The organism is Cupriavidus sp. 10L43_2 (genome assembly GCF_056395265.1).
On the sequence record NZ_JBFTJE010000012.1, the window covers coordinates 32,308 to 47,033 of the forward strand.

General features: G+C 69.3%; 13 protein-coding genes. 9 read left to right on the forward strand and 4 right to left on the reverse strand.

Features of this window, described 5'->3' with window-relative positions; all coding sequences use genetic code 11:
- Window positions 1-4 precede the first annotated feature (4 nt).
- Both AC1DEL_RS17370 and AC1DEL_RS17375 read right to left on the reverse strand, forming a co-directional pair.
- Window positions 5-964 carry a Bug family tripartite tricarboxylate transporter substrate binding protein gene (locus tag AC1DEL_RS17370; protein ID WP_441593442.1) on the reverse strand — a complete coding sequence of 320 codons (960 nt, stop codon included), beginning with the start codon at window positions 962-964 and terminating at the stop codon, window positions 5-7.
- 230 nt (window positions 965-1,194) lie between these two features.
- Window positions 1,195-2,460: a 4-aminobutyrate--2-oxoglutarate transaminase gene (locus AC1DEL_RS17375; protein ID WP_477126050.1), complete on the reverse strand. Its 1,266-nt coding sequence runs from the start codon at window positions 2,458-2,460 to the stop codon at window positions 1,195-1,197.
- Between the two features lie 102 nt (window positions 2,461-2,562).
- On the opposite strand from AC1DEL_RS17375, the gene pdxR reads away from it, so the two are divergent.
- From pdxR to AC1DEL_RS17390, 3 genes are all read left to right on the forward strand, one after another.
- Entirely contained in the window at window positions 2,563-4,050 is a 1,488-nt protein-coding gene (gene pdxR / locus AC1DEL_RS17380) for a MocR-like pyridoxine biosynthesis transcription factor PdxR (RefSeq protein ID WP_092299862.1), read from the forward strand.
- Window positions 4,051-4,090: 40 nt separating this feature from the next.
- Window positions 4,091-5,536 (forward strand): PQQ-dependent sugar dehydrogenase, encoded by a 1,446-nt coding sequence (locus AC1DEL_RS17385; protein WP_477126051.1) that lies wholly within the window; start codon window positions 4,091-4,093, stop codon window positions 5,534-5,536.
- Between the two features lie 81 nt (window positions 5,537-5,617).
- On the forward strand, window positions 5,618-6,520 hold the full coding sequence (locus tag AC1DEL_RS17390; protein WP_092299856.1) for a DMT family transporter: 903 nt from the start codon (window positions 5,618-5,620) through the stop codon (window positions 6,518-6,520).
- Window positions 6,521-6,540: 20 nt separating this feature from the next.
- Here AC1DEL_RS17390 and AC1DEL_RS17395 read toward each other — a convergent pair whose 3' ends face one another.
- Window positions 6,541-7,842 (reverse strand): cation:proton antiporter, encoded by a 1,302-nt coding sequence (locus AC1DEL_RS17395; protein WP_454757769.1) that lies wholly within the window; start codon window positions 7,840-7,842, stop codon window positions 6,541-6,543.
- Window positions 7,843-8,176: 334 nt separating this feature from the next.
- On the opposite strand from AC1DEL_RS17395, the gene atzF reads away from it, so the two are divergent.
- The 6 genes from atzF to panE all read left to right on the forward strand — a co-directional run bounded on the left by atzF (window position 8,177) and on the right by panE (window position 14,457).
- Window positions 8,177-9,907, forward strand: coding sequence for an allophanate hydrolase (gene atzF, locus AC1DEL_RS17400; RefSeq protein ID WP_477126052.1), 1,731 nt, complete (start codon window positions 8,177-8,179; stop codon window positions 9,905-9,907).
- A gap of 41 nt (window positions 9,908-9,948) precedes the next feature.
- Window positions 9,949-10,959 (forward strand): ABC transporter substrate-binding protein, encoded by a 1,011-nt coding sequence (locus AC1DEL_RS17405; protein WP_092299850.1) that lies wholly within the window; start codon window positions 9,949-9,951, stop codon window positions 10,957-10,959.
- Window positions 10,960-10,964: 5 nt separating this feature from the next.
- Window positions 10,965-11,816, forward strand: coding sequence for an ABC transporter permease (locus AC1DEL_RS17410; RefSeq protein ID WP_441593444.1), 852 nt, complete (start codon window positions 10,965-10,967; stop codon window positions 11,814-11,816).
- Window positions 11,817-11,818: 2 nt separating this feature from the next.
- Window positions 11,819-12,640, forward strand: a complete 822-nt coding sequence (locus AC1DEL_RS17415) for an ABC transporter ATP-binding protein (protein WP_092299844.1) — start codon at window positions 11,819-11,821, stop codon at window positions 12,638-12,640.
- A 111-nt stretch (window positions 12,641-12,751) separates the two neighbouring features.
- Window positions 12,752-13,456, forward strand: a complete 705-nt coding sequence (locus tag AC1DEL_RS17420) for a GntR family transcriptional regulator (protein WP_477108138.1) — start codon at window positions 12,752-12,754, stop codon at window positions 13,454-13,456.
- 80 nt (window positions 13,457-13,536) lie between these two features.
- Window positions 13,537-14,457, forward strand: coding sequence for a 2-dehydropantoate 2-reductase (panE, locus tag AC1DEL_RS17425; RefSeq protein WP_477126053.1), 921 nt, complete (start codon window positions 13,537-13,539; stop codon window positions 14,455-14,457).
- 12 nt (window positions 14,458-14,469) lie between these two features.
- Here the strand turns inward: panE and AC1DEL_RS17430 are convergent, their stop codons facing one another.
- Window positions 14,470-14,724 (reverse strand): translation initiation factor 1, encoded by a 255-nt coding sequence (locus AC1DEL_RS17430; RefSeq protein ID WP_092299977.1) that lies wholly within the window; start codon window positions 14,722-14,724, stop codon window positions 14,470-14,472.
- Window positions 14,725-14,726: the final 2 nt, after the last annotated feature.

Genomic DNA, 14,726 nt, shown 5'->3' on the forward strand with positions numbered 1-14,726 from the left:
GCCTTTATTGGAGGGTCACGCCGGCCTGCTTCACCAGTTTCTCGGTGCGCGGGATCTCCGCATCGACCATCGCCGTGAAGTCGCCCACGCTGCCGCCGCGCGGCTCGGCGCCGGTGACGGCCAGCTTCTCGCGGAAGTCTGGCGAGTTCAGCAGCTTGTTGATCGACACGTTGAGGCGGGTCACCACGTCTGCCGGCGTGCCCTTGGGCGCGACGATGCCGTACCACGGCGCGATGTCGAAGCCCGCATAACCCTGCTCGGCGATGGTCGGGATCTCGGGCGCCTGCGGCGAACGCTTGGCGGTGGACATGCCCAGCGCGCGCAGCTTGCCGGACTTCACGAACGGCAGGCCGGTCATGATGGTGTCGAAGTACATCGACACCTGGCCCGAGAGCAGCGCGGGAATCGCCTCGCCGGCGCCCTTGTAGGGCACGTGAACGATGTCGATGCCGGCCACGGCCTTGAGCATTTCCCCGGCGATATGCGAGGTGGTGCCCGAGCCGAACGAGGCATAGGTCAGCTTGCCGGGGTTCGCCTTGGCGTAGGCGACCATCTCCGGCAGCGTCTTGAACGGCAGCGACGGGTTGGACAGCAGGATGTTCGGCGTGATCGCCACCACGGCCACCTTCTCGAAGGCATCCGGGTCATAGCTGAGCTTCTTATATAGGAAGCGGTTGGTCACCATCGACGCCGGCCCGGACATCAACAGCGTGTAGCCGTCGCCGGGCGCGCGCGCCGCGGCCTCGCTGCCGATCATCGCGGCAGCGCCGGGCCGGTTCTCCACCACGAAGCTCTGCCCGTACTCCTTACCCAGCCCCACGCCAAGCTGGCGCGTGATGAGGTCCGTGGCAGAACCCGCCTGGAACGGCACGACGATGCGCACCGGCTGGGTCGGCCAGTCGCGCGCGGTCTGCGCCATGGCCGTGGAGGACATGGCGAGCACCGCCAGCACGGAAGCCGTCATGAGTGCCCGGAAACTCGTCGATCTACTAAAACGCATGGTTGGTCCCTCGTGGATTTTGCGCAAGTTCGCGCTGGGTGTTATCCGCAACATGCGTGCCACGCTGAATCGGCACGCTTCAGGCTAGCGTTGAAATGCGTGTTTCCCGCCCCCTTCCGCGTGGGGGAGTTGGCCGGGGCGATGCACCGGGTTGGCGCGGGGCACGCTTGGCGTGCCCCGCCATGGCGTCTGACTTACTCGACCATGGCTTGCGCCAGCACGCCCAGCGCGGCGTCGAACTGCGCCTGCGGAATCGTCAGTGGGTAGAGGAAGCGGATCACATTGCCGTAGGTGCCGCACGTCAGCAGCAGCAGGCCGGCGTCCAGCGCGCGGCGCTGCACGCGCAGCGCGTGCTCGGCGCTCAGCGCGCCCGTGGCGGGGTCGCGGAACTCGGCGGCGATCATCGAGCCCAGCCCGCGCACCTCGGCCAGCGCCGGGCAGGTGGCGCGCAGCGCGGTCAGGTGCTCGCTAAGCTGCCGGCCCAGTGCGTTGGCACGCTCGCACAGCTGTTCCTCGGCAATGGTGTCGATCACCGCGTGCGCAGCGGCCACGGCCAGCGGGTTGCCCGCGTAGGTGCCGCCGAGCCCGCCCGGCAGCGGGGCATCCATGATGGCCGCGCGGCCACACACCGCCGACAGCGGCATGCCGCCGGCGAGGCTCTTGGCCATCGTCACGAGATCGGGCCGCACGTCGTAGTGCTCCATCGCGAACAGCTTGCCGGTGCGGCCGAAGCCGGTCTGCACCTCGTCGGCAATCATCACGATGCCGTGGCGGTCGCACACGGCGCGCAGGCCGCGCATGAAGTCGGCCGGGGCCGGCTGGAAGCCGCCCTCGCCCTGCACCGGCTCCACGATGATGGCCGCCACGCGATTCGGGTCGATATCGGTCTTGAACAGCCCTTCCAGCGCCTGCAGCGCCTGCGCCGTGCTGACGCCGTGCAGCGCGTTGGGGAACGGCGCGTGGAAGATGTCCGACGGGAACGGCCCGAAGCCGACCTTGTACGGCGCCACCTTGCCGGTCAGCGCCATGCCCAGCAGCGTGCGGCCGTGGAAGGCGCCCGAGAACGCGATCACGCCCGGGCGGCCGGTGTGGGCGCGCGCGATCTTGACTGCGTTCTCCACGGCTTCCGCGCCCGTGGTGAACAGCGCGGTCTTGTTCGGCCCGGGCACCGGCGCCAGCTCGTTGATGCGCTGGGCCAGCGTGACGTAGCTCTGGTACGGCACCACCTGGTAGGCGGTGTGGGTGAAGCGGTCCAACTGGGCGACGATGGCCTGCATCACACGCGGATGCCGATGCCCGGTGTTCAGGACGGCGATGCCGGCGGCGAAGTCGGTGTACTGACGGCCCTCCACGTCCCACAGGGTGGCGTTCTCGGCCCGGTCTGCATAGAAATCGCACATCACGCCAACGCCTCGCGGCGTGGCCTGGGCACGGGATTGGTTCAGTTCGCTGTTTTTCATGGGTCCGAGGTCTTGGGGCAGGGAGTGACAGGTGTGACGTGCATTCCAATCCCCTTTGGCTCTACAATCCAGCGCCACTTCGACAAATCAGATGGTGCCAATGTGAAATCGATCTGCGGCGACCTGCTGCTCCAGCGGCTCGGCCAGCCGACCGACCAACCGCTCAATCGGGCGCTGTACGCCTGCATCCGGGGGGCGATCCTGGACGGCAGCCTGGCGCCCGCCACGCGCCTGCCGCCCCAGCGCGACCTGGCGGCGGAGCTGGGCCTGTCCCGCAACACGGTGATGTTTGCCTACGAGCAGTTGCTGGCCGAGGGCTACCTGCGCGCCCGCACGGGCAGCGGCACCTTCGTGGCCGACACGGCACCCGAGCGCTACCTGAACGCCACCGCCGCCGACAGCGCGCCGGCCACGGCAGACGCCATGCCGGGCCTCTCGCCGCGCGGGCAGCGGCTGGTCTCGAGTGCCTCCGCATCGCCCATCCAATGGGGCGCTTTCATGCCCGGCGTGCCGGACCTGACGCGCTTCCCGCATCGGCGCTATGCCCAGATCGCCGCGCGGCTGTGGCGCCGGCCGCAGCCCGAATGGCTCAGCTACAGCCACGGCGGCGGCCTGCCGGCCCTGCGCGAGGCGGTGGCGGCCCACCTGCGCGTGGCGCGCTCCGTGCGCTGCGATGCCGATCAGGTGCTGATTACCGAAGGCATCCATCAGGCGATCGACCTCGTGGCGCGCATGCTGGGCTCGCCGGGCGATCAGGCGTGGGTGGAGGAGCCGGGCTACTGGGGCATCCGCGGCGTGCTGCAGGTCAGCGACATCGGCATGGTGCCGCTGCCCGTGGACGCCGAAGGGCTGTGCCTGCCCGATGCGGACGCCAGCGCCCCCGCGCCGCGCTTTATCTTCGTCACGCCCTCGCACCAGTATCCGCTGGGCGCCGTGATGAGCCTCCGGCGGCGGCGCGCGCTGCTGGAGTTCGCGCGGCGGCACGGGAGCTGGATCGTGGAGGATGACTACGACAGCGAATTCCGCTTCTCCGGCCAGCCGATTCCGTCGCTGCAGGGTATGGAGCCGGACGCGCCGGTGCTCTACATCGGCACCTTCAGCAAGACGCTCTACCCCGGCCTGCGCATGGGCTATCTGGTGCTGCCGAAGGGGCTGACGGAGGCCTTCCAGACCGCCCATTCCGACCTGTACCGCGCCGGCCACCTGATGACGCAGGCCACCGTGGCCGAGTTCATGCAGGCCGGCGACTATGCCGCGCACATCCGCCGCATGCGCCCGCTCTATGCCCGGCGGCGCGCGGTGCTGGCCGGGCTGATCGAACGCTACCTCGGGACGGAGGCGCTGCACGAACACGCGAGCAACGCCGGGCTGCACCTCGTGCTGCGCCTGCCCGACCACGTGGACGATGTGGCCCTGACGGCGGACATCCGCGCGCGCGGCATCCTGGTACGGCCGCTATCGCGCTATTTCATGGGGCCGACGGTTCGGCGCGGGCTGCTGCTGGGCTATGCCTGCGTGCCCGAGGAAGACATCGGCCCCGCCTTCGACGTGCTGCTCGATTGCCTGCTGCCCCGGCTCAGACCGACCTAGGATACAAAGGCTTCGGTAACGTGGTGAGCAGGAGGACGTGATGATTCATGCACATCGATCGATGCTATGCCGGCTGCTCGCCATCACCACGCTGTGGCTGGCCGGCTGTGGCGGTGGCGGCGGCGACGTCCAGATCACCAGCGGCAGCACGCCCGCCACCCTCGCGATCGTCGTGTCCGGCCTGCCCGCCGGCACGCCGGCCAACATCACGGTGACCGGGCCGGGCGGCTATCGGCAGACCGTCGGCCAGACCGTCACGCTTGGCAACCTCGCGGCCGGCACCTACACCGTGACGGCGGCCCCGGTACTGACCGGATCGACGTCCTACCAGCCCTCGCAGGCCGCGCAGACCGCGATGGTGGCCGCCAACACGGCGCCCACTATCGGCGTGAGCTACGGCGCGCCCTCGGACATGCGGCTGTCGCTGAACCAGGTGGCGGAAGGCTTCGCGGCGCCGATCTTCCTCACCGCACCCGCCAACGACCCCCGGCTGTTCGTGGTGGAGCGCGCCGGCCGGGTCCGCATCGTGCGGGACGGCAGCGTGCTCGCCGCGTCCTTCCTCGACCTCTCCATCCTCACCACCACCGACGGCGAGCGCGGCCTGTTCTCGATGGCGTTCGACCCCGCCTACGCCACCAACGGGCGCTTCTACGTCTACTACACCGACCAGAACGGCGCGATCACCGTGGCGCGCTACACGGTCTCGGCCAGCAACCCGGACGCAGCGAACCCCACCGGCACGTTGCTGCTGTCGATTCCGCACCCGGGGGCCAGCAACCACAACGGCGGCCAGCTCGCGTTCGGCACGGACGGCATGCTCTACATCGGCACCGGCGACGGCGGCGGTAGCAACGACCCCGCCAACAACGCCCAGAACAGCGGCACGCTGCTGGGCAAGATCCTGCGCATCGACGTGAGCGGCGCCAGCTATACCGTGCCGGCCGGCAATCCGTTCGCCGGCGGTGGGGGCGGACGCCCCGAGATCTGGGCCACCGGGCTGCGCAACCCGTGGCGGTTCTCGTTCGATGCGAACGGCCTGCTCTATATCGCGGATGTCGGCCAAGGCCAGCGCGAGGAAGTCAACGCCATGCCAACCGCCAGCGGCGGCCTCAACTACGGATGGGATCGTCTGGAAGGCACCGCCTGCGTCGGCGCCACCGCGTGCGACCCCGCCGGTCTGACCGCGCCCGTGTTCGAGTACACCCACGACGCCGGCGGCTGCGCCATCGTCGGCGGCTACGTCTATCGCGGCGCGGCCCTGCCCGAACTCCAGGGCCGCTATTTCTATACCGACCTGTGCACCGGCAAGCTGGCCAGCTTCCTGTACCGCGACGGCGCCGTTTCCGAGCGGGTGGACTGGCCGGTCACCGCCAGCGGCAGCGTCTACTCCTTCGGCACCGATGCCGCGCAGGAACTCTACGTACTGGCCGACGCTGGCACGTCTTCGACGAGCGGCAAGGTGTATCGGGTACAGCGGGCGCCTTAGGGGCGCCTTGCGGGGGGGCGCCAGCGCCACACGCCGTGATGGCGGATAATCCCGCATCCTCACGACGCCCTCCCCACCCCCATGCATGCCAGCGCCACCCGCCGCCTCGACGGGACCACCCTGTTCCTGCTCACCTTCCCGCCACTGGCCTGGGCGGGCAACGCCATTGTCGGGCGGCTGGCCGCCGGTACGTTTCCGCCCCTCACGCTGAATTTCGTGCGCTGGGTACTGGCCGGGACCTTGTTGGGGCTCTACGCCTGGCGCGGGGTGGTGGAACATCGGGCCACGCTGCGCCGGCATGCGGGGCTGCTGACGGCGATGGGCGTGCTGTCGATTGCCAGCTACAACGCGTTCCAGTACCTCGCGCTGACCACCTCGACGCCGATCAACGTCACCTTGATTGGCGCCTCCACGCCGCTGTTCCTGCTGATCATCGGCGCGCTGTTCTTCGGGGAGCGCATGCGGCCGTGGGCTGTGGCGGGGGCGCTGCTGTGTCTGGTGGGGGTGTCTTTCGTGCTGGTGCGCGGGGAGTTGGGGCGGCTGGCGCAGCTCGACTTCGTGCCCGGCGACCTGTACATGCTTGCGGCGACCATCGCCTGGAGCGCCTATACCTGGCTGCTGCGCAAGCATCGCCCGGACCTGCCGCTGCCGGTGCTGCTGTTCGCGCAGATCGTCACCGGCGTGGTGGCCAGCGTGCCCGTCACGGCGTGGGAATTGATGACGCTGTCGACGCCCATCCCCTGGAACGGCAAGGTGATGGGCATCCTGCTTTATGTGTCGACGATTCCCTCGCTGCTGGCCTACTTCGCCTGGGACCGCGCCATCGCACGGGCCGGCGCGCAGTTGCCGGTGTTCTTCATCACGCTGACGCCGGTGTTCGCCGCCCTGCTCTCCACGCTGCTGCTCGGCGAGTCGCCCCACTGGTATCACGGCGTGGGGCTGCTCACCATCGCCGCAGGCATCGGGCTGGCGCAGCGGCGCTGAATGACGCTGAAGGGTGCTGGCTAGCGCCCCAGCCGTTGATGGAAGGCCATCAGCGGCGTGGCCGTCAGGCCGTGCAGGACGATGGAGAACACCACGGTGCACAGCGTGGCGTGGATCAGGAAGGGGCTCCATTCCTCGCCGGCGGTGTGCGTCAGGGCATAGGCCAGGTAGTAAAGCGAGCCGATGCCGCGAATGCCGAACCACGCGGTCAGGCGCCGCTGGCCGCGCGCCATGGGCAGGTCGAAGGTGGACGCATAGACCGATAGCGGCCGGATCAGGCAGATCAGCAGCAGCGCCAGCACCACGTACTGGGCGTGGAAGACCTCCCGGGTCAGCATCGCCCCGATCAGCAGGGTGACGCACAGCTCGGCCAGCCGTTCGATATTGAACGAGAACTCCGAGGCGGTATGGGTGAGGTAGGCGGCGGCCTTGCGCTCGTGCGTGGAGGTGGTCTCGACATCGGCCGTATGCAGCGGTCCCAGCACCTCCGCCGGCGAGGTGGCGGGATTCTCGCGGCGCTCCACCTGCCGCATCGCCAGCCCCGCCGCGAACACGGCCAGGAAGCCGTAGGTGTGCAGCAACAGCGCGGCGCCGTAGGACACGCCGATCAGGCCCAGCGTGAGGAAACTCTCCAGCCCCACCGCCTCATGGAAGCGCAGCCGCAGGACCAGGATGGTCTTGCTCGCCAGCCAGCCCAGCAGCCCACCGATTGCCAGCCCGCCGAGGGTGCTCCAGACCAGATCGACCGCCATCCAGCGGCCGCCCCACGCGCCCAGTTCGTGGAAACCCAGCAAGCCAAGGCCGAGCATGACGAACGGGAACGCCGCGCCATCGTTCAGGCCGCCCTCACCCGTCAGGCTGTAGCGCACCACGTCGCGATCCTCGGTATCGGCCATCTGCACGTCCGAGGCCAGCACGGGGTCCGTGGGCGCCAGGATCGCCCCGAGCAGCACCGCCAGGCCCAGTGGCACCTGCAGCCAGCCCACCGCCACGGCGCAGACGCCGCCGATGGTCAGCAGCATCGCCACGGTGGCCAGCCGCACCGGCAGGCGCCAGACGCGGTACGTCATCTGCACCCGCAGCCGCAAGCCCACGCCGAACAGGGCGACGAGCACGGCCAGCTCGGTGATCCATTCCAGCACCTTCACGTGGCCCGGGTCCGTCAGATCGAGCACGATCAGCCCGGCCCCGCCCGGTCCCAGCGCCATCCCCACTAATAGATACAGGCCGGACGGGGACATGGGCAGGCGCTTCACCATGGAGTCGATCAACCCCATCGTGATCAGCAGCGCGCCAATGACCAATGCCCAGGTCGCGAACAAGCTGGCTCCTCTATTCGATATATCCCGGTCGAGACTTTCACAGTAGGCGGCGCGGCGGGCGGGCGCTGTCGGGCGGACCCCGTAGCGCCGTGTCAGTGAAGACCTCCCGACACTGGTGCGTGCGCGCACCACGCAGGGGCTTGCGGATGGCCGGCAGGGTGTGGGTGGCAGGCCGAAGGCGCCCAGCAGCCGGTCACGCGTGAACAGCCACGTGGTTAATCGACTGATTTCATTGACATTTTCCACGTCTGACCGGGCCTCCCCCTGCCCAAAAGTGCCTTTGGCACGGTGATTGCTATCTTGTATCCAAGATTGGATTTCAGATAGGACACTCATGCGTACCTCTACCTCGGCCACCACAGCGGCCACGACAGCCGCCCCCGGCGAGGCCGATGCGGCGTGGATCGCGCGGTTCGATACCCCGGTCGTCGCCCCGCACCCGGAGCACGCCCCGCTGGCCGGCCTGCGTTTTGCGGCCAAGGACAATATCGACGTGGCTGGCGTGCCGACGACCGCCGCCTGCCCCGAATTCGCCTACGTGCCGGACGCCCACGCCACGGTGATCGCGCGCCTGCTGGGCGCCGGCGCGGCGTTGGCCGGCAAGACCAACCTGGACCAGTTCGCCTGCGGCCTGAATGGCACGCGCTCGCCCTACGGCGCCGTGCCCAATGCGTTCGATCCAGCCTATGTCAGCGGCGGGTCGAGTTCCGGTTCGGCGTACGCGGTGGCCAGCGGTGAGGTTGACTTCGCGCTGGGCACGGACACCGCCGGCTCCGGCCGGGTGCCCGCCGGGCTCAACAATATCGTCGGGCTGAAGCCGAGCAAGGGCCTGATCTCCGCCCACGGCGTGTTCCCCGCCGCGCAGAGCGTGGATTGCGTGTCGATCCTGGCGCGCACGGTGGCCATGGCGGTGCGCGTGCTGGAAGCCGCAGCCGGCCATGACCCGCAGGACCCGTACTCGCGCGCGCTGCCGCTGGCGCGCACGCCGCTGCCGGCTGCGTTCCGCTTTGGCGTGCCGGCCGAGCCGGAGTTTTTCGGCGATGACCTCGCCCGCCGGGCCTTCGACGCCGCCGTTGCCGCGCTGGAGGCGCTGGGCGGTCGCGCGGTGCCCATCGACTATGCCCCGCTGGCCGAAGCCGCCGCGCTGCTCTATGACAGCGCGCTGGTCGCCGAGCGCTACGCCGCCGTGCGCCCCTTCTTCGACCGCGCGCCGGGCGCGGTCATCGAGCCGGTGCGTTCGATCCTGGCCGCCGGCAGCCGCTACAGCGCCGCCGATGTGTTCGATGCCCAGCACGCGCTCCAGGCCCTGGCCCAGCGCGCGGCCACGATGTGGCAGGACATCGACGTGCTGTGCGTGCCCACGGCGCCGACGCATTGCACCATCGCCGCCATGCTGGCCGATCCGGTGGTACGCAACCGCGAACTCGGCCACTACACGAACTTCGTCAACCTGCTCGACTACGCCGCGCTGTCCGTGCCCGCTAGCCTGCGCCCGGACGGGCTGCCGTTCGGCATCACGCTGATCGGCCAGGCCGGCAGCGACTGGCAGCTCGCCGACCTGGGGCAACGCTTCCACCACGCCACGGGGCTGACGCTGGGTGCGACGGGCGAGCCGCTGCCCGCGCCGGTGTCCATTGCCGGGCTGGCCCCGTCCCCCGCCACTCATCTGCCGCTGGCCGTGGTGGGCGCCCATCTCTCTGGCATGCCGCTGAACGGTCAGTTGACCGAACGCGGTGCGACGCTGGCCGAGGCCACCACCACCGCGCCGCACTATCGGCTGCACGCGCTGCCCGGCACCACCCCGCCAAAGCCCGGCCTGCGCCGCGTGGACGCCGGGGAGGATGCCGGCGCCGCCATCGCGGTGGAGGTGTGGCAGGTGCCGCTCGCCGCCGTCGGCAGCTTCCTGGCGCTGGTGCCGGCCCCGCTCGCGCTGGGCAGCCTCGAGCTGGCCGATGGCCGCTGGGTCCATGGCTTCGTCTGCGAAGGCCATGCGCTGCACGGTGCGCCCGATGTCAGCGCCCATGGCGGCTGGCGCGCCTATATCACGTCGCTCTCCGCCGCTTGACCGTCTTCCGAATCCTCAACATTCACGCACAGGAACCTGCCATGACCCGCTCCACCTCCCGTCCCGCCACCGTCTCCCCCTCGCGCCGCCGCGCGCTGAAGGCCGGCGCCGCCGCGCTGTCCGTGCTGGCCGCGCCGGCCATCGTCCGCGCGCAGGGCACGCCCAAGCTGCGCATCGGCTACTGGCCGGTCGCGTCGGGCCTGCCCTTCTTCGCCGCCGTCGAAAAGGGCTATTTCAAGGAAGCGGGGCTGAACGTCGAGCCGATCAAGTTCGCCAGCCCGCAGCAGGTCATCGAGGCCATCCTGGCCGGCCGCTGCGACGGCAGCGCCAATGGCACCGCCTCGGCCGCGCTGGCCATCGGTGACATCGCCCAGCCCGGCCTGCTGAAGATCTTCTGCACCAACCCGACCAACGCCAAGTTCGTGCTCGACGAGTTCCTCGTGGCCAAGGACAGCCCGATCAAGACCGTGGCGGAACTCAAGGGCAAGCGCGTGGCATGCGGCCCGGGCCTGCAGAACGTGGTGCTGGCCAAGACCATGCTCGAGCGCGCCGGCGCCGGCAAGATCAGCGTGACGGAGCTGCCGATTGGCCAGCACGTGGCCGCGCTCGCCGCCGGCCAGATCGATGGGGTCTACTCGCTCGAGCCGACCGGCACCATCGGCCGGCTCAACGGCACCACGCGCACGCTGGAAGCCGGCGTGGTGGCGCGCTACATCCTCGGCGACCCGATGGCCCCGTGGCATGGCGGCTCGGCCAGCCTGACCACGGAATTCCTCGGCAAGAACAAGGACGTGGCCAAGGCCTACCTCGCCGCCTACCGGCGCGGCGTGGTGCTGGTGCGCCAGAACCCGACCGAGGCGCGCCCCTTCCTCAAGGGCTATACGGCCATCGAAGGCGCGCTGACGGCCGAGGTGCCGATGGCTGACTACCTGTTCTTCGACGAATTCAAGGCCAGCGACGCCGCCCACTTCCAGAAGTTCTACGACCTGTTCACCGAAAAGGGCATCTTCTCGCGCAAGGTGGACGTCAACACGCTGCTCTACAAGGCCTGACGACCATGTCCGAACTCTCCGATACCGCCGCCGTGCCGGGCACGGCCCCGCCCGCCGGCCAGTCCTGGGCGCCCCCGGCCTCGCACGACGCCGCGCCACGCCGGCCCCTCGGCGACCGACTCTTGCCGATGGTCGGCCCGCTGGTGCTGTTCTTGATCTGGGACCTGGTGGTCCGCTTCGGCCTGATCAAGCCGATCCTGCTGCCGAGCCCCGGCGATACGCTGGTGGCGCTGGCCACCGGGCTGGCCGGCGGCGAGCTGCTGGCGGACTTCGCCGTCACCGTCGCGCGGACGCTGCAGGCGTTCGCCATTGCGGCGGTGGTTGGCATGCCGCTGGGCGTGCTGCTCGGCAGCAATGAGCGGGCCTACCGCAGCGTGGAGTTCCTGATCGACTTCTTCCGCTCCACGCCGTCTTCCGCGCTGATTCCGCTGTTCCTGCTGATCTTCGGCGTGTCCGACATCAACAAGATAGCCATCGCCGCCTTCGGTGCCCTGCTGATCGTGGTCTTCAACAGCGCCTATGGCGTGATCAACGCGCGCAAGCAGCGCGTGATGGCGGCGCGCGTGATGGGCGCCTCCCGCTGGCGCATCTTCCGGGACGTGCTGGTCTGGGAGAGCCTGCAGCCGAGCTTTGTCGGCCTGCGCTCCGCCGTGTCGATGGCGCTGGTCATCGTGATCGTCGCGGAGATGTTCATCGGCTCCGAGAACGGTCTCGGCCACGCCATCATCGATGCCCAGCAGGTGCTCAACGTCAAGACCATGTACGCGGCCATCCTCGCGGCCGGCGCGCTCGGCTACGTGCTCAACATCGCGTTCCTCGTGCTGGAACGCCGCATCGTCCATTGGAGTGGAAGGTAACCATGACCACCGTTCTGTCCCCTGCCCGCCACGCCGACGTGCCGGTGCCGCCGTTCCGCCCCGGGCCGCCGGGCACCCACATCACCATCCGCGGGCTGACCAAGTATTTCGCCGGCTGGCCGCTGTACGAGAACTTCGACCTCGACATCCCGAAAGGCAAGATCGTCTCGGTGTTCGGCCCCAACGGCTGCGGCAAGAGCACGCTGATCAACATGATCGCGGGGCTGATTCCGATCGACCGGGGCGAGATCCTGTTCGACGGCAAGTCGCTCAAGGACACGCGCATCGGCTACGTGTTCCAGAACTACCGCGAGGCGATGTTCCCGTGGATGCGGACCATCGACAACATCGCCTATCCGCTCCTGCTGGAGGGCCGCAGCAAGGCCGAGGTGGACCGGCGCATGGCGGAGCTGGTGGCGTCCTTCGACGTGAAGTTCGACCTGAACCGCTACCCGTACGAGCTGTCTGGCGGGCAGCAGCAGACGGCGTCGATCATGCGGGCGTTGGCGCCCCGGCCCGAGGTGCTGTTCCTCGACGAACCGTTCTCCGCGCTCGACTTCGAAATGACGCTGTTCATCCGGGAGAAGCTGCAGGAGGTGTTCATGCAGACCGGCACGACCATGCTGCTGGTCTCGCACGACCTGGAGGAGGCGGTGTACCTGGCCGACCAGATCCTGCTGCTGACCAAGCGCCCGACGCGCGTGGCCGAGATCCTCGACTACGGCGACGCGCGGCCACGCACGGTGGAGACGCTGTCGCAGGCGAGCTTCGTCGCGGCCAAGCGGCAGAGCCTGGAGATCTTCCAGCGTGAAGTCAGGCGCTGAAGCGTGCCCCCGGGGCCGGTGGCGACCCGGCCGGCGCCGGCGCATAATGGGCGCCAGCGCCGGCCCAGCCTTCCCCATGAGACCCGCACCGCGCCTATCCCCATGAATGCCATGCCCCCTACCGATGCCGGGCGCACCTCGCGTGCCGACGATGTGTACGCGCTGCTGAAGCGCGATATCGCCGACTTTCGCCTCGTGCCCGGCGACCGCTTCACCGAGAACGAAGTCTGTGAGCGGCTGGGCGTGTCACGCACGCCGGTCCGCCAGGCGCTGTTCCGGATGAAGCAGGAAGGATTCGTCGAGGTCAGCTTCCGCGCCGGCTGGCGCGTGCTGCCGTTCGACTTTGACAAGTTCGAGCAACTGTACGACCTGCGCATGGTGCTGGAGACCGAGGCCGTGCGGCGGCTGTGCGCGATGGCGCCGGACAGCAACCAGGAGGCGCTGGCCGCCCTGGCGGCGATCTGGCTGGTGCCGCCCGAGGCGCGGCTGCCCGACATGGCGCGCGTGGGCGAACTGGACGAGGCTTTCCACTGCACGCTGGTGGAGGCTGCCGGCAACCCCGAGATGGCGCGCGTGCATCGCGACGTAACCGAACGCATCCGGCTGATCCGCCGGCTGGACTTCACCAAGCCGGCGCGCGTGGATGCCACGTATGAAGAGCACGGGCGCATCCTGCGCGCCGTGCTCGCCCATCGGTCGGATGAAGCCTGCAGGCTGCTGCGCTCGCACATCGGGGCGAGCCAGGCGGAGGTGCGGAAGATCACCCTGCACGAGGTCTACCTCGCCCGCAGCCAGGCGCGGGGCGAAGGGAAATGAACGGCCCCTGCAGCTTTTGCGGCGCGCCACTACAATGGCGCACACCCGGCCTGGAGCCGGGCTGACCTGGGGAGTCGAACATGCGGATTCTGGTAGTCGGAGCGGGTGCGATTGGTGGGTATTTCGGGGCGCGGCTGCTGCAGGCCGGGCGTGACGTCACGTTCCTCGTGCGGCCCCGGCGCGCGGCCCTGCTGGCCGAACGCGGCCTGCGGATCATGAGCCCGCACGGCGACGTGCGCGTGGAAGACCCACCCACCGTGCTATCCACCCAGATCACCGAGCCGTACGACGTGGTGCTGCTGAGCTGCAAGGCCTACGACCTCGACGGCGCCATGGACAGCTTCGCGCCGGCCATGGGCCCCGGCACGGTGGTCATCCCGATGCTCAACGGCATGCAGCACCTGGACAAGCTCGATGCGCGCTTCGGCGCCGAGCGCGTGATGGGTGGCCGCTGCATGATCTCCAGCACGCTGGACGAGCAAGGCACCATCCTGCATCTGTCGGCCTTCCATATCCTCTCGTTCGGCGAACGCCCGGCTGGCAATACCGAACGCGCGCGCGCCGTGGCCGCCTTGCTCGAGAACGCCGGTTTCGACGTGCAGCGCAGCGAAGCGATCATGCAGGACATGTGGGAGAAGTGGCTGTTTCTGGCGACGCTGGCCTCGTCCACCTGCCTGATGCGGGCGACGATTGGCGACATTCTGGCCGCACCGCGCGGGCGGGAGACCATTGCGGCGCTGCTCGATGAGTGCGCGGCCATTGCGGCCGCGAACGGCTATCCGGCGCGGGCGCCGGCGCTCGAGCAGGCTCGGGCGACACTGTTTGCGGAAGGTTCACCGCTGATGGCGTCGATGCTGCGCGACCTGGAGCGTGGCGCTGCCATCGAATCGGACCAGATCGTGGGAGATTTGCTGGCGCGGCGCGGCAAGACGCCGGCGCCGACCCTGGAACTGGCCCTGACGAGTCTCAAGGCCTACGAGGCGCGCCGCGCACGCGGCTGACGCCTCGGGAACTCAGACGCCGAAGCCGGGCGCGCCGAATTTCGTCAGCAGCTGTTCGATCAGCGCCATGTCTTCGGTGCGCGGCGTGCGGTCCTCGACCACGCGGGACGGCCCGCCGTAGGTGGCGCTGACGTGCCGGCGCACGGTCAGCACGTCATCGGCCGGCGGGGCGATGTTCACGGCATCGCCCGGCTCATGCCGGTAGCTGCCGTCCATCCAGCCCTTGGGCGTCAGATGCATGATTTCCCATTCGTCATTGGCTGACATGA